The organism is Sphingopyxis sp. (genome assembly GCF_035944815.1).
Classification (GTDB): Bacteria; Pseudomonadota; Alphaproteobacteria; order Sphingomonadales; family Sphingomonadaceae; genus Sphingopyxis.
This window is the reverse complement of sequence record NZ_DASZAU010000009.1, coordinates 125,340-142,852: the sequence shown is the minus strand read 5'-3', so window position 1 is coordinate 142,852 and position 17,513 is coordinate 125,340. Positions and strand designations below refer to the sequence as shown.

Genomic DNA, 17,513 nt, shown 5'->3' with positions numbered 1-17,513 from the left:
ACTTGTTGCTATTTGGCCTTCGCGGGTTTGGCCGGCGCCGGCTTGGCCGGCGCCGACGCGTCCTCGACGAGCAGTTCGGTGCGCAGCGTCACGCGTTTCGCCACGGGCTTGCCGTCGCTGCCGACGAACGGCGTATACCGCGCCTGCGCCGGGAACATGTCGCACGGCGTCATCCCGTTCGGCATCGCACCGAATTTTCCCGTGTTCGAGAAGCTGCAATCGGCGACGCGGCCGTCGGCGCCGACATGGATCGTCACCGTCGCGCTACCCGGCTCGCCCATCGGGAAGCTGCGCGCGCGCGGGACCGACACGCCGTCGGGGCTGTCCTCGACCGCCTTCGGCAGCGTCCACCGGAATGTCGTCGCGACGACCGACCGGACAGGCTTGCCGTCGCTGTCGAGCGCGGGCGAGAATTTGCCGTCGCTGCGCATCAGCGCGCACGCCGCTTCGTCGAGCGACGCCGACTGGCTGCTCTCGTTGACCTTGCAGCCCGTGACCCGCCCGGCGGCGTCGATGCCCAGCTCCATCTGGACGACGCCCTCCTCGCCCGCGGCGCGCGCCGCGGCCGGATAATGGGCCGCGGGGTCGATCCGTATGAGCGCATCGTCGGGCGTCGGGCCGCGCGGCCAGCTTTCCTGCGCTTCGTCGATCGCGAAGCCCGCGACCGCGATCGATCCGTCATGTTCGGGGATCTGCCAGCGGATGCGGTTGCTATAGGTCCCGCCGACCACCTTGCCGTTCTTGTCGCGACCGGGGGTAAAGCGCGCGCGCTCCATGATCAGCCGGCACGTCGTCGTATCGAGGTCGGCATGGCCGCTCGACGATATGATCTCGCATTGGGTGGGCAGGCCGTCGACGCCGACCGTCAATTTGAACCCCGTCGTGCCCTCGCGCTCCTCGCGCATCGCGCTGGCGGGATAATCGTCGTTGGTGGCCCAACTGCCCGGATTGGTCGCCGGCGCCATCATCTCGCCCAAATCCTCGGTGACGACCTGCGTCACGAGGTCGCCGGGCGCGGCGAGCGCCAGAAAGAACGCGAACATCGATTGCCCCCTACCCAAGCTGCGGGTTCAGCCCCTTCACCTCTATAAGAAAGCTCTTGGGTTTCTTGAACAGCTTACTTTTGCGGTTGACCGTCAGCCCGACGACTTCGGCCAGTTCCATGACGAAATGCACGCAGTTGCGCTTGTTCAGGCTATAGCTCGGCTGTTCGCGCGTCCGCCATTCGTCGACCTTCGCCAGCACCCGCGCATAGGTCGCATCGTCGACCGTGACGTCGAACTGCCGATCGCTTTTCGCGATATAATCGGGCTTGGACGATTCGACCTTGCCCTTCACCGACCCGAGCAGGATCGCGGGGCTGACCGATGTCGCGGTAAAGCCGTAATTGGCATCGACCGCCTCCCCCGTCGCATCGACCGTGCCCTTCAGCACGATGAACGCATGCGGAAAACGGTCGCCGAAATCATGGCTGTAGAAGCTGACGACGACCTCGGCGCGCGCCGGGGCGGCGACGCCCGCGCACAGCAGCAACAGCGACAGGAGAAACAGGCGGAGGCCGCAGGTCATCACCGCTCTCTTAGCGAGCGGCATCTTCGATTGCCAAGCCGCGATTGCCGCTTGACGGGAACGTCAACTTCGCATCTTGTCGCATTGACATCAATGTAAGGAGGGGTCCCATGGCACGGAAAGCGATTTTCATCACCGGCGGCGGATCGGGTATCGGCCGTGCGGTCGCGCGCCATTTTGCCGCGCAGGGCTGGTTCGTCGGCATCGCGGACGTCAACAGCACGGGGATCGACGAAACCGCGGCGTTGCTGCCCGACGGCGCGACGTCGCGCCATGTGATGGACGTGCGCGACCGCGACCAGTGGAAAGGTGCGCTCAACGCCTTTGCCGCCGCCAGCGGCGGCCGCCTCGACGTGCTGTTCAACAATGCCGGCATCGGGTCGGGCGGGCAGTATATGGACATGGCCCCCGAAGAAGCCGACCGGCTGATCGCGATCAATTTCGGCGGCGTCGTCAACGGCATCTACGCCGCGCTCCCCCTGCTGCGCGCGACGCCGGGGGCGACGATCCTCAACACCGGATCGGCGTCGGGCTTTTACGGCGTCGCCGGCCTCGCGGTCTATTCGGCGACCAAGTTCGCGGTGCGCGGGCTGACCGAGGCGCTCGAGATCGAATTTGCCAAACATGGCATCAAGGTCCGCTCGCTGATGCCGGGCTTCATCGACACCCCCCTGCTCGACCAGGTCAGCGCCGACAGCAACGAGCCCGCGCGCAACCGCCTGTCGGACAGCGGGTTCGAGATCGTTCCCGTCGAACGCGTTGCCGAGGCGGCGTGGGACGCAGTGCACGGAACCGCAGTCCACACGACCGTCGGCAAGATGGCGAAACGCCTGTCACGCCTCGCGCGCTGGTTCCCCGGACTGATCGTGCGCCAGTCGAAGAAGATCGATGGGCTGGGGACGGCGGGGCACTGAGGCCGGGACTGGCATCGGCTTTGGGGTGGGAAGCTGCCACTCCTAATATCCGTCATCCCGGCGAAGGCCGGGATCTCACCCTCTCGAAATGACGCGCCGGCGAGATCCCGGCCTTCGCCGGGATGACGAGGATAGAGGCGGCAGCAATCGGTCGTTAGCCGCCAGTCCGCCCTGACGCCGAATCTATTTCTTTGCATTCCCGCACTGCACCGACCCGTTGCCGATGTTGCGGATGGTGCAGACGGGTTTGCCGAGCACGACCGTCTTGCCGATGCCGCGCGTCGTCACCGCCGCGGTCTTGACGGCGTTCAGCCGCGTGTCGCCCGCGCCCTCGCTGTCTAGGGTCAATTCGCCCACCGCAAGCGCGCCGGCGTCGAACATCCCGGCGCCCGACAGCGTCATCTGCGCCTGCTTGGCGGCGCCGCCCAGCGTCATCGTGCCGTTGCCGATCATCGCCACCGACAGCCGGTCGGCCTCGATAGCGCCGACCGACAGCGTGCCGGGACCGCGCAGGCCAAGGGTGACGCGGCTGCCCTTCATCCGGTCGATCGCCAGCGACCCCGCCCCGCCCATCGTCGCCGACCGCAGGCTCGCCGCATTGATGCGGATCGTCACCTTTCCGCGCGGCGCGGCGCGCTTTTCATCGCCCGCGAACTGGCGTGCGCCGATCACCAGCCGCCCGTCGCGCGCCTCGAGGCTCAACCGGTCGATCGCGTCCTGCGGGCCCGTCGCCACCGCGCCGACCGGCGCGCGCGTCGTCACCTCGATGATATAATCGGCATTGACCTCGATCGCCTCGAAACTGGTGAGGCCGAAACGCTTTTCGGCCGCCGATGCGGATCCGGTGAACAGCAGGGCGGCGGCCAGCATGGCGCATCGTGTCGCAAGGGTCATGGTGCCGCCTTACCGCGTTCGGATTGGCGGCACCAGCATGACGTCATTTGCAGGTCGCGGTGCCCGACCCCATCTGGCGCGTCGAACATTGTGCGCCGCCACCGATCGTCACATCGCCCGACCCGAGGATGCTGACATCGGCCTTGCCCGTCGCGCGCGCGTCGACATTGCCCGACCCGGTCACCGATACATCGAGCGTCGTCGCGGCCAGCCCTTCGGCATCGATGTCGCCCGATCCGGTCACCGCCAGATCGGCCGATCCGACCGTGCCGCCGCCAATTTCGATATCGCCCGATCCCGAAACCTTGATCTCGGCGCTCTTGGCGGTGAGCTTCGCAACCTTGAGGTCGCCCGATCCGGTCACCACCGCTTCGACCGCATCGCCATCGGCGGTGTCGGCGTCGATCGATCCCGATCCGGTCAGGCGCATCGCATCGAGCCGGGGCATGGTGATCGCGATGTCGAGGTCGTCGTCGTCGCGGCTCGAAAAGCTGAAGCCGTCGCGCTTGCGGCCGATCACCAGTCGCGTCCCGTCGAGCTTGATGTCGAGCCGGTCGATGACATCCTGTCGTCCGCGCGCGCTGATCGAGAAACTGTCGCCCTGCCGGATGGTGACGTCGTCGGGCCCCGACACCTCGACGCCGGTAAAGCCGGTGAGCGCATAGGTCTGGGTCGTCACCGGACCGGCGGCGGCGGGCGCGGCCGACTCGCTCTTGCCCTGCTGGCTGTTGCCGTCGTGATCGGTGCCGTTGCACGCCGTCACCGTCATGCCGAGAGCCAGCGGCAAAATCGCCATCGTCCAGTTGCGCATCGTCAATCTCCTTCGTGTATTATTCATCTAACACACGAAGGAGTCACTGTCCAGTTAGGGTCAGGAACCTAGCTACCAGCGAAGCAGCGGCGGCAACAGCAGCCGGCCGGCGACACCCGAGAGCAGGACCGCAAGCCCGTGCCACAGCGCGATATGGATCATGTCGTTCGATGCGCAGTGCAGCGCGACGATCGTCGCCCCCGCCGCGCCGGCAGCGAACCCGATCACCCACCCCGCGCGCGTCGGCGAGGTCGGCGCGCCGCCTTTCAGCCAGAAAAAGAGCGCCGCGCCGACGCCGAGCCCCGACAAGGCGCCCTCGATCATGCAGCGCAGGCCGTTTTCGGGACGCGCGGCCTCCATTGCGGCATGGCTGTCGCCAAAACCGATGACGAGCGCGGATAGCGGCAGCGCAAGCGTCGCCAGCCCCGCCCAGCGCCAGCCGCTATAATCGCGCCCGACGCCGGGCAGGCCCATCCGCAGCGCGCTCCATGCCGCGGCAAGGCCCAGCGCGACCACCAGCCAAAAGGACAGCATCGGCAGCGGCGGCATCATCGCGCCGTCGGCGAGGTCGTGGCGCGCGCCCGACAGCCAGAGCAGCGCCGCCCCGCCGCCGACCCACCCCGCCGCGACCCACAACGACCCGCGCGCGACGCGCCGCGGCCGAACGGGTTCGAGCTCGTCGGCAAGGCCGTCGATCAGGTCGTCGATCGATGCATTGTTCATGTCATTCGCTTTCAATCAATTGCGCGAGCTTCTTCAGCCCCCGATGAATATTCACTTTGACCAGCGACTCGCTCTGGCCGCAAATCTGCGACGCTTCGGCGATCGATGCCCCCTCGATCTTGACCAGCGTGATCGCCTGCGCCTGCGCCGGCGACAATTGGGCAAGCAAGTGATCGATGCTGAGCCGCGCGTGCACCGCTTCGTCCTCGGCGCCGACCGCGGCGTCATTGTCGCCCAGTTCGGCCTCGTCGCGCTGGCGGCGCAGCATGTCGATCCAGCGATAGCGCGCGATCGCGGCGAGCCATGGCAGGAACGCGCGCGACGGATCCCATGTCGCGAGCTTGCGGTGCATCGACACCAGCGTTTCCTGCACCAAATCGTCGATCTGGTGCGGCGCGCTGCGCCGCGCGAAATAGCGCTCGAGCCATTTGCGGCTGTCGCCGAGCAGCGCGCGATAGGCCGCACGATCCCCGCGCTGCGATGCCGCCATCAGGCGCGCGAGCGAGGGTTCGTCGATGCTCATTTCGCGCGCACCTTAGCAACAAGCGCGTCGAGCGAGAACAGCCCGCCGCCGCGCACGATCAGCATCGCCGCCATTGCGACCCACAGCGAATGGACCGGCCACCAGGCATCGGGAAAGACGAAGACCTGGATGACCAGCGTCATGACGAGCAGCGCGCCCGCCGACAGGCGCGTCGCCAGCCCGAACAGCAGCAGGACCGGGAACAGATGCTCGGCATAGGTGGTCAGCGGCACCGCGATCGACGGATCGAGTGGCAGCCCCGAAAATTCGGACGCGAACAGGTCATATTGCGACGGGTCGATCTGCAGGAAACCGCCTTCGACCACCTTCGTCTGCCCCGAGCGCCAGAAAACGCCGGCAAGCGCGACGCGCAGCAGCAGCAAGGCCAGCGCCTCGGGGATGCGCCCCGCCGCCAGCGCGACGCCGCGATCGTAAAATGCGATAATCCTGTTCATCTCTCAAACCCTCTCGAATGCCCCGGCGGCGATCAGCGCCGCGATTGCGGCACCGCCTTCGGGGTGGGTTTCGTCGAGCGCGGCGATCAGGTTACCGAGCGGCGAAATTTCCCCGGCCATGGCCAGCACGGCGATCACGGCGGCATGGGTTGCGAGCAGGCGAACCTCGGCGGCCGGCCGCACGGCGAGCAATGCCCGGACATCGGACGCGAACGCCGGATCGATCTGCGGGGCGGCAGGGCTGGCCAGCGTCAGGCCGCGCACCGCAGGATGTCGCCGCACGCGAAGCGCGAGCAAGCCAGCTTCGTCGAGCCCCGCAAGATCGGCAAGGTCCAGCGCGGGCGCATCGGCGGCATGATAGGCTTCGAGCCACGCCGCCTCGATGCGCGCAAGGTCGGCGGCGACCGGGTCGGAGAGCGTATCGGCGAAGCCTTTGCCGATATCAGCCAGCGACCGGTGGCTCCCCCCCCCGGCGTCGAGGTACGCACGCGACAGCCGGTTGAATTCGGCGTCGCCCAGATAGGAGCGCGTCTGCGGGAATGTCTCTTCGAGCGCGACGAGCCGCGCATGCGAGATGGTATTGGCATGGACGCGTAAGCCCCGCAGCACCTCACCGTCGCTGCCTGCGAACAGGCCAGCGGGCAGGTGATCGGGACCGTGGAGCAGGGTCGCGGCGATCGCCGCCTGCGCCTCACGCATCGGCCTGTTCGACCAGCAGCGCGTCGGCCTTGGCGACCTCGGCCATCAGTACCGCATAGGCGGGGACGTCGCTGTCCCATTCGACCAGCAACGGCTTCGGGCCGGCGCGATCCAGAAAGGTCGCAAGCAAATCCCAGCAGCTAGCGCGCACCGCCGATCCATGGTCGTCGATCGCGATGCGGCCGCCCATGTCGTCGTCCTTCACCGCATGGCCCGCGACATGGATTTCGCCGACGAGACGCGGATCGATCGCATCGAGCCAGGGCCCCGGATCGAGTCCGAGGTTGAACGCCGACACCTCGATATTGTTGATGTCGAGGAGCAGGCCGCAGCCGCTGCGGCGGCCAAGTTCATGGAGGAAATCGACTTCGCCCCAATCGTCGCCGGCATAGGCCATATAGCGCGAGGGATTTTCGATCAGCATCGTGCGGCCGAGCCGGTCCTGCACGCGGCCGACCTCGGCGACGAAATGGTCGAGCGCCGCATGGCTGTATGGGACGGGCAGCAGGTCTGGAAACTTGTCCTCGGGACCGTTGCTCCAGCTCAGATGGTCCGACACCATCGCGGGGCCATAGCGCGCGCACAGCGCCGCCAGCGCCTCCAGCTCGTCGCGGTCAGCGCCCGCCGCCGAACCGAGCGACAGGCCGACCGAATGGAAACTCAGCGGCATATGCCCGGCGATCGCGGTCAGCCAGCGATGCGGAGGCCCGCCTGCGCCGAAGTAATTCTGGGGGTGTACTTCGGCCCAGGCGGGCGGGTTGCCCTGCTCCGCCGCCGCCAGCACATCGGCATAATGTTCGGGCTTCAACCCGAAACCGGCGCGGGGCGGCAAGTCGCGAAGCGGGCGGGGGGTCATCGGGCTCAGCCCTTCTTGGGGACCGGCTTGGCATTGCCCTTGTGCGCGGCCAGCGTGCCGCCCATCTTCACGCATTCGCCCTTGGGCACATTCTTCCAGGCATTGCCCTGATAGTCGACGGTCGACGTGCCGGCGCAGCTCGTGCCCGGGCCCGCGGCGCAGTCATTCTTGCCCTTCAGCGACACGCCGTAGCATTTTTCCTTGGCGCCATCGGCGGCGGCGGCGGGGACGGCCATGGTCCCGGCGGCCATGGCGAGGACCGCCGAGGCGGCGAGCGACAGTTTCAGCGTATTGGACATTCGGATTCTCCCTTCAAAAAATGGGTGATGCGGAGGATGGCATCGGGGAGGGTTTCGCGCGGCGCCGTGGACCGGTTACGCCGGCGCCGAAATTTTGCGCCATCTTGTCGCCACCTTCGTGCGTCAGGGGCGGCTTTCGCATTTGAAAGAGAGACGATGAGCGTAGCGTTCCGCCGCGAAAGCGACGACGAGCACAAGGAACCGGAATATGAGCTGCCCATTCCGGTCGGCCCCAATCTGGTGACTCCGCGCGGGCTGCGCCTGCTCGGCGAAGAGGTCGCGCGGATCGAGGCCGATGTTGCCGCGACCGCCGACGATGATGCCCGCAAGAAGCTCCAGCGCCGCCTGCGCTATTTCCATACGCGCCAGTCGACCGCCGAGGTGCAGGCACCGCCCGCCGACGGCAGCATCGGCATCGGCAGCCGCGTGCACTACCGGCTGGGCAAGGCCGACAAGATGCTGACGATCGTCGGCGGCGACGAGGCCGACCCGACGTTCGGTACCATCGCCTTTTTCGCCCCGCTCGCCCGCGCGATGATGGGCGCCGAAGCGGGCGAGAGCGTCGAATATCAGGGCCGCGAGGACGCGATATCGATCCTTTCGGTCGAACCCGACCCGGAGGTGTTGGCATGAAAGACAAGTTCGAACGCCATAAACAGCCGTGGACCGCGGCCGAGATCGACAAGCTCCACACGCTCGCGAAAAAGGGCATGGCCTTGAAAGCCATCGCCAAGGCGCTGACGCGCAGCGAGGAATCGGTAAAGATCCGCGCCAAGGCCGACGGCCTGTCGATCGCGAAGCTGCACTAGACCTTCCGATGACAAGTTACGACGCCATCGTGCTGGGTGCCGGCGCGGCCGGACTGATGTGCGCCGCGGTCGCGGGGCAGCGGGGCAAGCGCGTCCTGCTGCTCGACCATGCCGATCAGGTGGGCAAGAAGATCCTCATCTCGGGCGGCGGGCGCTGTAACTTCACCAACATCCACACCGCGCCCGACCGCTATATCTCGGCGAACCCGCATTTCGCCAAGTCGGCGCTCGCGCGCTACACCGCCGCCGACTTCATCGAACTGGTCGACCGCTACGGCATCGCCCATCACGAAAAAACGCTCGGCCAGCTCTTCTGCGACGGATCGGCGAAACAGATCGTCGCGATGCTGCTCGAGGAATGCGCGAAGGGCGGCGTCGACGTCCGCTGCGGCCGGCCGGTCGGCGATGTCACCCATGCGGATGGCAAATTCGGCGTGGCCTTCGGCGAACAGGCCTTCGCTGCCCCCAATCTCGTCATCGCAACCGGCGGCCCGTCGATCCCGAAAATGGGCGCGACCGGCTTCGCGTACGAGCTCGCGCGTCAGTTCGGCCTCAGGGTCGTCGAGCCCCGCCCCGCGCTCGTCCCGCTGACGCTCGGCGGCGGCGATGTGCTGTTCCGCGACCTGTCGGGCGTCGCGACCCCGGTCGAGGCCCGCGCAGGCAAGGCCGCGTTCCGCGAGGCCGCGCTGTTCACACACAAGGGCCTCTCCGGCCCCGCCATTCTCCAGATCAGCAGCTATTGGCGTCACGGCGAGCCGGTGACGATCGACTTCCTGCCCGACGCAGCGCCCGGCTGGCTGCTCGATACCAAACGCGCAAAACCCCGCACGACGCTGGCTTCGGCCATCGCCCTGCCCGACCGCCTCGCCCAGACGCTTGCCGAACGGCTAGCGTTACCCGGCGAACTCGGCGCGCTCACCGACCGCAAGCTTGCCGAGGCCGAGGCGCAGCTTGCACGCTGGCCCTTCCGTCCGAACGGGACCGAGGGCTTCGCGAAAGCCGAGGTCACCGTTGGCGGAATTTCGACCGCAAACCTGTCCTCGCAAACAATGATGGCCAAAAGCGTGCCGGGGCTGTATGCGGTCGGCGAAGCCGTGGATGTCACCGGGTGGCTGGGCGGCTATAATTTTCAATGGGCTTGGGCCAGCGGACACGCTGCGGGCCAGGCACTTTAGGAAAAAACCCACATATTTCCTCGTCATGCTGATCTCGTTTCAGCATCCATGACCCAATTCTTTGGACTCAGGCGACAGACCTGAGCCGAATCCCCGGGCGGCGGAGAACAAACCACGGCGCTTTTGCCGTCCAGGATAAGAAGAACAAAATGCCTTTCGAAAATCTCTCGACCGTCCTTTCGGACGCCCTCACCGCGCGCGGTTATGAAGCGCTCACCCCCGTTCAGGCGCACGTCACCGAAACCGAAGCGAAGGGACGCGACCTCCTCGTCTCGGCGCAGACCGGCTCGGGCAAGACCGTCGCTTTCGGCCTCGCAATGGCCGACGAGCTGATCGAGGACGGCCGCCTGCCCTTCGCGACCTCGCCGCTCGCGCTCATCATCGCCCCGACGCGCGAACTCGCGCTTCAGGTCAGCCGTGAACTGAGCTGGCTTTACGGCAAGGCCGGCGCGCGTATCGCGACCTGTGTCGGCGGCATGGACGCCAGCAAGGAACGCCGCAACCTCAGCCAGGGCGTCCATATCGTCGTCGGCACCCCCGGGCGCCTGCGCGATCATCTCGAACGCGGCGCGCTCGACCTCGAGGCGCTGCGCGTTGCCGTGCTCGACGAGGCCGACGAGATGCTCGACATGGGCTTTCGCGACGATCTTGAGGAAATCCTCGACGGCACCCCCGAAACGCGCCGCACCCTCCTGTTCTCGGCGACGCTTCCCAAGCCGATCGTCCAGCTCGCGAAGCGCTACCAGAAGGATGCGCTGCGCATCTCGACCGTCGGCGAGGACCGCGGCCATGGCGACATCGCCTATCAGGCCGTGACCGTTGCCCCCGCCGATATCGAGGGCGCGGTGATCAACCTGCTGCGCCTCCACGAAGCCGAAACCGCGATGCTGTTCTGCGCGACGCGCGACAATGTCCGCCGCCTGCACGCCAGCCTGATCGAGCGCGGTTTTGCCGCCGTCGCGCTGTCGGGCGAGCACAGCCAGAACGAACGAAACCACGCCTTGCAGGCGCTGCGCGATCGCCGCGCCCGCGTTTGCGTCGCGACCGACGTCGCGGCGCGCGGCATCGACCTGCCGACGCTCAGCCTCGTCATCCACGTCGAAATCCCGCGCGATGCCGAAACGCTCCAGCATCGTTCGGGCCGTACCGGCCGTGCCGGCAAAAAGGGCACGGCGGTCATCATCGTCCCCTATCCGCGCCGCCGCCGCGTCGACGGCATGCTGCGCGGCGCGCGCATCAACGCCGAGTGGATGGACGCCCCGACCGCCGCCGACGTGCGCGCGCGCGATCAGGAACGGCTGATGGAAAAGCTGCTCACGCCGCAAGAGCATGAGCCCGAGGACATCGAGCTCGCACAGCGCCTGATGGCCGAGCGCACGCCCGAGGACATCGCGGCGTCGCTCGTCCGCTCGCACCGCGCGCTGATGCCGCCGCCCGAGGATCTGATCGACAACGGTCCGCGCGGGCGCGACCGCCCCGAGCGCGGCGAACGTTTCGAGCGTCCCGACCGCGGCCAGCACCGCGAGCAGTTCGACGACAGCGTCTGGTTCAAACTCAACATCGGCCGCCGCCAGAACGCCGACCCACGCTGGATCCTGCCGTTGCTGTGCCGCCGCGGCCATGTGACGAAGCACGAGATCGGCGCGATCCGCATCGGGCCGAGCGAGACGCTGTTCAACATCCCGCTCGCGATCGCCGACCGCTTTGCCGAAGCCGTCCAGCGTACCGCCAATCAGGACGGCGAGGATGACGCAGGCGTCGCGATCACCCCCGCGCCCGGCGGCGACACCTATCCGCCGCGCCGCGAGAAGCGCCCGCACAAGAGCGGTCCCCGTCAGGACGGCTCGCGTCATGATGGCCCTCGCCATGACGGCCCCCGGGGCGACGGCCCGCGCAAACCGCGCGGCGCGGGCGCACCCGGCGGCCCGACCGACCGTTACAAGCCCAAGCCCTACGGCCAGCGGGGCCCGCGCAAGCAGGGCAAATATTGAACGCTCTCGCCTGAAGGCGAACGGCTTTCGTCGCTTCGCCCTTGCGCCGCCTCCCGCACCGCCCCAGATGGGCTGAACCAGCAGGAGAGCGGCGCATGCAAGCGATCGAAGCCTTTATCGAAAGCCAGGGCGGACCCGAGGTCATCGACTGGCGCACGGTGACGATCGGCGACCCCGGTCCCGGGCAGGTGCTCGTCCGCCAGACCGCGGTCGGGCTCAATTACATCGATATCTACCACCGCGACGGCACCTATCCGGTCGAGCTGCCCGGCGGACTCGGGGTCGAAGCCGCGGGCGAGGTCGTCGCGATCGGCGCCGACGTCCACGGCCTCCAGCCCGGCGACCGCGTCGCCACCTTCGGCCCGCAGCGCAACGCCTATGCCTCGGCGCGGCTGGTGCCCGCCGCGTCGCTGTTCAAGCTTCCCGCAGGGGTCGACGACGACACCGCCGCCGCCGCGTTGCTCAAGGCCTGCACGGTCGAAGCGCTCGTCGAACGCTGTGCGCGGGTCGAACCGGGCACCACCGCGCTCGTCCACGCCGCCGCCGGTGGCGTGGGGCTGATCCTCGTCCAGTGGCTGAAAGCGATCGGCGCGAGCGTGATCGGCACGGTGAGCACCGAAGCCAAGGCGCATGCCGCGCGCGAAGCGGGCGCCGACCATGTCCTCATGTACAAGGCAGACGATGTCGCCGCGCACGTCCGCGAAATCACCGATGGCCAGGGCGTCCCCGTCACGTTCGACGGCATCGGCATGGCGACCTGGGCCACGTCGCTCAAGGCGACCGCACGGCGCGGCCTGATCGTCAGCTATGGCAATGCCGGCGGGCCGGTCACCGGCGTCAACCTCGGCATCCTCGCGCAGCATGGATCGCAGTTCGTGACGCGTCCGACGCTGTTCGACTATTATCTCCATCCCGGCGAGCGCGCCGCCGGCGCCGCACGCGTGTTCGAGATGATCGAGAGCGGCGCGGTGCAAATCAGCGTCGGCCAGCGCTATTCGCTCGAAGATGCGGCGCGTGCCCACGCCGACCTCGCGGCCGGGCGGACGACCGGGTCGAGCCTGCTGATCCCGGAAGAGCGCTAGGCCTTCAACCGCTCCGCATGCCAGGCGACGTGCGCGGGCATGAAGGTCGAGATGAAATAATAGCTGTGGTCGTACCCCGGCTGCATGCGGATTTCGGCCTTTTGTCCGTTGCGCTCGCACGCCGCGACCAGCAATTCGGTCTTGAGCTGTTCGACGAGGAAATTGTCCGCGTCGCCCTGATCGACGAGCAGGTCGGGGACGCGCAGCCCCTGATCGAGCAGCGCGCACGCATCATAGGCGTGCCAGTCCTCGCGGTTGTCGCCCAGATAGCCGGTCAGCGCCTTCTCGCCCCACGGGCATTGCGTCGGCGCGACGATCGGCGAAAAGGCCGACACCGAACGGAACCGATCCTGGTTGCGAAGCCCGATGGTCAGCGCACCATGCCCGCCCATCGAATGGCCGGTGATCGCCTGCCGCGTCAGGTCGGCGCTCGCGAAATTACGCAGCACCAGCGACGGCAGCTCATCCTCGATATAGGCGCGCATCCGGTAATTCTTCGCCCAGGGCTCGGCGGTCGCGTCGACATAAAAGCCCGCACCCAGCCCGAAATCATAGGCCGCGTCGGGATCGTCGGGAACGCCGTTGCCGCGCGGGCTCGTGTCGGGGGCAATGAAAATCACGCCATGCTCGGCGCAGGCCGCGCGATATTCGCCCTTCTCCATCACATTGGCGTGGGTGCAGGTCAGCCCCGACAGATACCAGAGCACGGGCAGCTTGGCGCCGGGCTCGTGATCGGGAACGAAGACCGCGAAGGTCATGTCGGTGCCGGTGGTGGTGCTGGCATGTTTGTACACGCCCTGCGTGCCGCCGTGGCTGCGAACGGTGGAAAGGGTTTCGATAGGCATGGCGCCTTGTGCCGCGCACGCCCCGAACGCGCAACCCCGCCGTCCTGCCCGCTCGGCTCACCCCGCATTTCGGGTCGTTCATCCCGCAGGCGCAACACGCGCGGCAACGTGCCGGAACTTTCCAGCAATAACACAGGTTTGCCTTTCACCACACGCCGCACCAACCTGCGGGGGTGGCAATTCATTGGTCGCTCTGCCGGCCTCTCCCGATACCAGCATAGGGGTATTTATGCGCAAGATTTCGATTATCGCCGTTGCCGCAGCAAGTTTCTTCATCGCACCGCTGGCCGCTGCCCAGGAACCCGACGCTCCGGCACCCACGGAAGAACCGGCACCCGCGCCTGCCCCGAGCGAAGAGCCGACCGCCGAGCCCGCACCGGCCCCGGCGCCCGGCGACCAGCCCGCCCCGACCGAGGAACCGGCCCCGGCGCCCGATCCGCAGGCATAATCCTGCCGGGTCGATCCCGACACAGAGAGCCGCCGAAGCGACCTGCTTCGGCGGCTTTTTCAATGCCCGGTGCGGGCGGAATTACTGGACGGGGATTTCGGCCGCCAGCGGGGCGTGCCCCCAATGGCGCAGCAGGTCCAGGATCGCCGGCCCCGGCAAGCCCAGCGTCGCCGTGTTGCGCAGCGGATGGACGTTCACGCGCTCGGCCGCCGCCAGCCCGGCTTCGAGGACCACATTGATGCTGCCCGGCTCGGCGTTGATCGCGGCGAGCGGAGTGACCGATCCGGGCGCGATGCCGAGCAGCCGCGCCATATCTTCGGCCTTGCCGAAGCTGACGCGCTTGCTGCCGATCGCAGCGGGCAGCGCCTTCAAATCGACGCGCGCGGCACCCGGCACGGTCACGAGCCAGAAAGCCCCGCCATTGTCCTTCAGGAACAGATTCTTGGTATGTGCGCCCGGTATCGCGGCGTTCACTTCGTCGCTCTCGGCGACGGTGAACACCGCGACATGCTCATGCGACGCGAAGGGGATCGCAAGCGCGTCCAAATCGTCCAGCAATCCCGCTTCGCCGCGCATGACCGGTCCTCAAACGATGCGGTGAAGCGCGCAGAGCTTGTTGCCCGACGGATCGCGCAGATAGGCGAGATACATCGCGCCGAAACCGCCTTCGCGCACGCCCGGCGGATCTTCGATCGAGGTGCCGCCATTGGCAACGCCCGCATCGTGCCAGGCCTTCGCCTGCTCGGGCCCTTCCATTGCAAAGCCGATCGTGCAGCCGTTGCCGACCGTCGCAGCTTCGCCGTCGATCGGCTTGCCGACAAGGAACAGCCCGCCATTGTGCATATAGATCAGGCGGCCCTTGTCGTCCTGGATCGCGGGCTTGCCGCCGATCGCCTGAAAGGTCGCGTCGTAGAATTTCTTCGCGGCCTCGATGTCGTTCGCGCCGACCATATTGTGACTGTACATGGGTTTCCGCTCCTCCTGATTATGGTTGCGATTCGATACCTATACCGTGCGTCAGCGGAAGACCACCGTCTTGCGCCCGTCGATCAAAACCCGCTGTTCGGCGACCCAGCGCACCGCGCGCGCCAGCACTTGCGCCTCGGTATCGCGCCCGATGCGGATGAGTTCGTCGACGCTGTCGCGATGATCGACACGTTCGACCGCCTGTTCGATGATCGGCCCCTCGTCGAGGTCGCTCGTCACGAAATGCGCGGTCGCACCGATCAGCTTGACCCCGCGCTCCTGCGCGCGGTGATAGGGCTTCGCGCCCTTGAAGCCCGGCAGGAAGCTGTGGTGGATATTGATGCAGCGCCCCGACAGCTGCACCGACAAATCCTGCGACAGCACCTGCATGTAACGCGCGAGGACCAGATATTCGGCCCCGCCACGCGCCATGACGTCGAGGATCGCCGCTTCCTGTTCGGCGCGGTTCGCGTCGCTGACGGGCAAGTAGTGGAACGGCACACCATGCCATTCGCTGAGGCGCCGCTGCGCCTCATGGTTCGACACCACGCCGACGATGTCGATCGCGAGATTGCCCGTCGACCAGCGATGCAGCAGGTCGTTCAGGCAATGGCTGCCCTGCGACACCGCGATGACGAAGCGCGGCTTGGCGGCGCGATCACTGATCCGTGCGTCCATCGCAAAGCGCGCGACGATCGGCGCGAACGCCTCCTCCACCCTGGCCAGTCCCTCGGGAAAGCGCGCCCCCGCCCCGCGAAACTCGACGCGCATGAAGAAGCGCCCGGAATCGAGGTCGGCATATTGCTGGCTGTCGAGGATGAAGCCGTCGCGCTCCGCAAGCAGCCCCGTCACCGCCGCGACGATGCCCACCGCATCGACGCAGCTGAACGTCAGCACATAGGCGCGCCCGTTCCCCCCGGTCATTTCAGCCCGAAATCTTGTACGTGGCGCACAGCTTGTTGCCGGCCGGGTCGCGCAGATAGGCGAGATAGACGGTGCGCCCCTCGGTCGCATGACGAATGCCCGGCGGATTTTCGGCCGTCGTGCCACCGTTCGCCACCCCCGCCGCGTGCCAGGCATCGACCGCGTCGGTCGAGGGCGCGAGCAAGCCCAGCGTATGCCCGTTGCCGCACGCCGCCACCTCGCCGTTGACCGGGTTCGTGACGATCAGGCGGCCGCCCGCGTGCATGTAGATCAGCCGCCCGCGCTCGTCGATCACACCCTCGGTCGCCCCGAACACGCCGAGGATCGCATCGTAAAACCGCTTGCTCGCCGCGATGTCGTTCGACCCCAGCGCCACATGGCTGAACATGAATGCCCCCTTTTTAGAAAACCACCACGCTGCGGATGCTCTCGCCCGCGTGCATCAGGTCGAAACCCTTGTTGATCTCTTCCAGCCCCATGACATGGGTGATCATCGGGTCGATCTCGATCTTGCCGGTCATATACATGTCGACGATCTTCGGCACGTCGGTGCGGCCCTTCGCGCCGCCGAACGCCGTACCGCGCCAGTTGCGGCCGGTGACGAGCTGGAACGGACGCGTCGCGATTTCCTTGCCCGCCTCGGCCACGCCGATGATGATCGAGGTGCCCCAGCCGCGGTGGCAGGCCTCGAGCGCGATCCGCATCACCTCGGTGTTGCCCGTCGCGTCGAAGGTGTAATCGGCGCCGCCGTCGGTCATCGCGACGATCGCCGCGACGACATCCTCGCGGCTCATACCCTTCGAATTGAGGAATTCGGTCATGCCGAACTTGCGGCCCCATTCTTCGCGGGTCGCGTTGATGTCGACGCCGATGATCCTGTCGGCGCCCGCAAGCCGCGCGCCCTGGATCACGTTCAAACCGATGCCGCCCAAACCGAACACCACGACATTGTCGCCGACCTGCACCTTCGCGGTGTTGATCACCGCACCGACGCCCGTGGTCACGCCGCAACCGATATAGCAGCTCGACTGGAACGGCGCGTCCTCGCGGATCTTCGCGACCGCGATCTCGGGCAGCACAGTGAAGTTCGAGAAGGTCGAACAGCCCATATAGTGGAAGATCGGCTGGCCCTTGTAGCTGAAGCGCGTCGTGCCGTCGGGCATCAGCCCCTTGCCCTGCGTCGCACGGATCGCGGTGCAGAGGTTGGTCTTGCCGCTGAGGCAGCTTTTGCACTGGCGGCATTCGGGGGTGTAGAGCGGGATGACATGGTCGCCGGGCTTCACGCTGGTGACGCCCGCGCCGACCTCGCGCACCACGCCCGCGCCCTCATGGCCCAGCACGCTCGGGAAGATGCCCTCGCTGTCGAACCCGTCGAGCGTATAGGCGTCGGTGTGGCAGATACCCGTCGCCATGATCTCGACCAGCACCTCGCCCGCCTTCGGGCCTTCCAAATCGAGTTCGACGATTTCGAGCGGCTTCTTCGCTTCGAACGCAACGGCGGCGCGGGTCTTCATCGGGCTGTCTCCTTCT

Annotated in this window: 23 protein-coding genes; 7 read left to right on the top strand and 16 right to left on the bottom strand. The window is 67.1% G+C overall.

The features are described from left to right. Window positions 1-8 precede the first annotated feature (8 nt). Window positions 9-1,043: a TonB family protein gene (locus VGU00_RS11580; protein ID WP_327468626.1), complete on the bottom strand. Its 1,035-nt coding sequence runs from the start codon at window positions 1,041-1,043 to the stop codon at window positions 9-11. Between the two features lie 10 nt (window positions 1,044-1,053). Further along, window positions 1,054-1,569 (bottom strand): hypothetical protein, encoded by a 516-nt coding sequence (locus tag VGU00_RS11575; protein ID WP_327468624.1) that lies wholly within the window; start codon window positions 1,567-1,569, stop codon window positions 1,054-1,056. Window positions 1,570-1,679: 110 nt separating this feature from the next. Here VGU00_RS11575 and VGU00_RS11570 point away from each other — a divergent pair, with 110 nt between their 5' ends. After that, window positions 1,680-2,483, top strand: coding sequence for an SDR family oxidoreductase (locus VGU00_RS11570; RefSeq protein ID WP_327468623.1), 804 nt, complete (start codon window positions 1,680-1,682; stop codon window positions 2,481-2,483). Between the two features lie 183 nt (window positions 2,484-2,666). Here the strand turns inward: VGU00_RS11570 and VGU00_RS11565 are convergent, their stop codons facing one another. The 8 genes from VGU00_RS11565 to VGU00_RS11530 form a co-directional block, all read right to left on the bottom strand. Then, entirely contained in the window at window positions 2,667-3,353 is a 687-nt protein-coding gene (locus VGU00_RS11565) for a head GIN domain-containing protein (RefSeq protein ID WP_327468621.1), read from the bottom strand. A 67-nt stretch (window positions 3,354-3,420) separates the two neighbouring features. Then, entirely contained in the window at window positions 3,421-4,188 is a 768-nt protein-coding gene (locus tag VGU00_RS11560) for a head GIN domain-containing protein (protein ID WP_327468619.1), read from the bottom strand. A gap of 72 nt (window positions 4,189-4,260) precedes the next feature. After that, window positions 4,261-4,911 carry a DUF1109 domain-containing protein gene (locus VGU00_RS11555; RefSeq protein WP_327468617.1) on the bottom strand — a complete coding sequence of 217 codons (651 nt, stop codon included), beginning with the start codon at window positions 4,909-4,911 and terminating at the stop codon, window positions 4,261-4,263. 1 nt (window position 4,912) lies between these two features. After that, window positions 4,913-5,434: a sigma-70 family RNA polymerase sigma factor gene (locus VGU00_RS11550; protein WP_327468615.1), complete on the bottom strand. Its 522-nt coding sequence runs from the start codon at window positions 5,432-5,434 to the stop codon at window positions 4,913-4,915. Further along, window positions 5,431-5,889, bottom strand: a complete 459-nt coding sequence (locus tag VGU00_RS11545) for a DoxX family protein (RefSeq protein ID WP_327468613.1) — start codon at window positions 5,887-5,889, stop codon at window positions 5,431-5,433. The genes VGU00_RS11550 and VGU00_RS11545 overlap by 4 nt, the downstream gene beginning before the upstream one ends. A 3-nt stretch (window positions 5,890-5,892) precedes the next feature. Beyond that, window positions 5,893-6,588: a DNA-binding domain-containing protein gene (locus tag VGU00_RS11540; RefSeq protein WP_327468612.1), complete on the bottom strand. Its 696-nt coding sequence runs from the start codon at window positions 6,586-6,588 to the stop codon at window positions 5,893-5,895. Next, window positions 6,581-7,444 carry a DUF692 domain-containing protein gene (locus VGU00_RS11535; protein WP_327468610.1) on the bottom strand — a complete coding sequence of 288 codons (864 nt, stop codon included), beginning with the start codon at window positions 7,442-7,444 and terminating at the stop codon, window positions 6,581-6,583. Before VGU00_RS11535 ends, VGU00_RS11540 begins: the two co-directional genes overlap by 8 nt. 5 nt (window positions 7,445-7,449) lie before the next feature. Then, entirely contained in the window at window positions 7,450-7,743 is a 294-nt protein-coding gene (locus tag VGU00_RS11530; RefSeq protein ID WP_327468608.1) for a DUF2282 domain-containing protein, read from the bottom strand. A 156-nt stretch (window positions 7,744-7,899) separates the two neighbouring features. Here VGU00_RS11530 and VGU00_RS11525 point away from each other — a divergent pair, with 156 nt between their 5' ends. The 5 genes from VGU00_RS11525 to VGU00_RS11505 all read left to right on the top strand — a co-directional run bounded on the left by VGU00_RS11525 (window position 7,900) and on the right by VGU00_RS11505 (window position 12,800). Beyond that, the gene (locus VGU00_RS11525) at window positions 7,900-8,376 is read left to right on the top strand and encodes a GreA/GreB family elongation factor (RefSeq protein WP_327468606.1); all 477 of its coding nucleotides are present in this window, start codon (window positions 7,900-7,902) and stop codon (window positions 8,374-8,376) included. After that, complete coding sequence (locus tag VGU00_RS11520) at window positions 8,373-8,552, top strand: hypothetical protein (protein WP_327468604.1); 180 nt, start codon at window positions 8,373-8,375, stop codon at window positions 8,550-8,552. Before VGU00_RS11525 ends, VGU00_RS11520 begins: the two co-directional genes overlap by 4 nt. A gap of 8 nt (window positions 8,553-8,560) precedes the next feature. After that, window positions 8,561-9,727, top strand: a complete 1,167-nt coding sequence (locus tag VGU00_RS11515) for an NAD(P)/FAD-dependent oxidoreductase (RefSeq protein WP_327468602.1) — start codon at window positions 8,561-8,563, stop codon at window positions 9,725-9,727. A gap of 149 nt (window positions 9,728-9,876) precedes the next feature. Beyond that, the gene (locus tag VGU00_RS11510) at window positions 9,877-11,718 is read left to right on the top strand and encodes a DEAD/DEAH box helicase (RefSeq protein ID WP_327468600.1); all 1,842 of its coding nucleotides are present in this window, start codon (window positions 9,877-9,879) and stop codon (window positions 11,716-11,718) included. A gap of 95 nt (window positions 11,719-11,813) precedes the next feature. Then, window positions 11,814-12,800 (top strand): quinone oxidoreductase, encoded by a 987-nt coding sequence (locus VGU00_RS11505; RefSeq protein WP_327468598.1) that lies wholly within the window; start codon window positions 11,814-11,816, stop codon window positions 12,798-12,800. On the opposite strand, the gene fghA is transcribed toward VGU00_RS11505, so the two are convergent. Then, complete coding sequence (gene fghA / locus VGU00_RS11500) at window positions 12,797-13,645, bottom strand: S-formylglutathione hydrolase (protein WP_327468596.1); 849 nt, start codon at window positions 13,643-13,645, stop codon at window positions 12,797-12,799. The genes VGU00_RS11505 and fghA overlap by 4 nt on opposite strands. Before the next feature lie 229 nt (window positions 13,646-13,874). Between fghA and VGU00_RS11495 the strand changes: the two genes are divergently transcribed. Continuing rightward, a complete protein-coding gene (locus VGU00_RS11495; RefSeq protein ID WP_327468594.1) occupies window positions 13,875-14,093 on the top strand; it encodes a hypothetical protein in 219 nt (72 codons plus the stop codon). 81 nt (window positions 14,094-14,174) lie between these two features. Here VGU00_RS11495 and VGU00_RS11490 read toward each other — a convergent pair whose 3' ends face one another. The 5 genes from VGU00_RS11490 to VGU00_RS11470 are packed head-to-tail and all read right to left on the bottom strand — an operon-like array spanning window position 14,175 to window position 17,497. Beyond that, entirely contained in the window at window positions 14,175-14,669 is a 495-nt protein-coding gene (locus tag VGU00_RS11490; protein ID WP_327468592.1) for a prolyl-tRNA synthetase associated domain-containing protein, read from the bottom strand. Between the two features lie 9 nt (window positions 14,670-14,678). Beyond that, window positions 14,679-15,059 carry a VOC family protein gene (locus VGU00_RS11485; protein WP_327468590.1) on the bottom strand — a complete coding sequence of 127 codons (381 nt, stop codon included), beginning with the start codon at window positions 15,057-15,059 and terminating at the stop codon, window positions 14,679-14,681. Between the two features lie 51 nt (window positions 15,060-15,110). After that, window positions 15,111-15,983: a formyltetrahydrofolate deformylase gene (gene purU, locus VGU00_RS11480; protein WP_327468588.1), complete on the bottom strand. Its 873-nt coding sequence runs from the start codon at window positions 15,981-15,983 to the stop codon at window positions 15,111-15,113. Window position 15,984: 1 nt separating this feature from the next. After that, window positions 15,985-16,371 carry a VOC family protein gene (locus VGU00_RS11475; protein ID WP_327468586.1) on the bottom strand — a complete coding sequence of 129 codons (387 nt, stop codon included), beginning with the start codon at window positions 16,369-16,371 and terminating at the stop codon, window positions 15,985-15,987. A gap of 13 nt (window positions 16,372-16,384) precedes the next feature. Then, complete coding sequence (locus tag VGU00_RS11470) at window positions 16,385-17,497, bottom strand: S-(hydroxymethyl)glutathione dehydrogenase/class III alcohol dehydrogenase (protein WP_327468584.1); 1,113 nt, start codon at window positions 17,495-17,497, stop codon at window positions 16,385-16,387. Window positions 17,498-17,513: the final 16 nt, after the last annotated feature.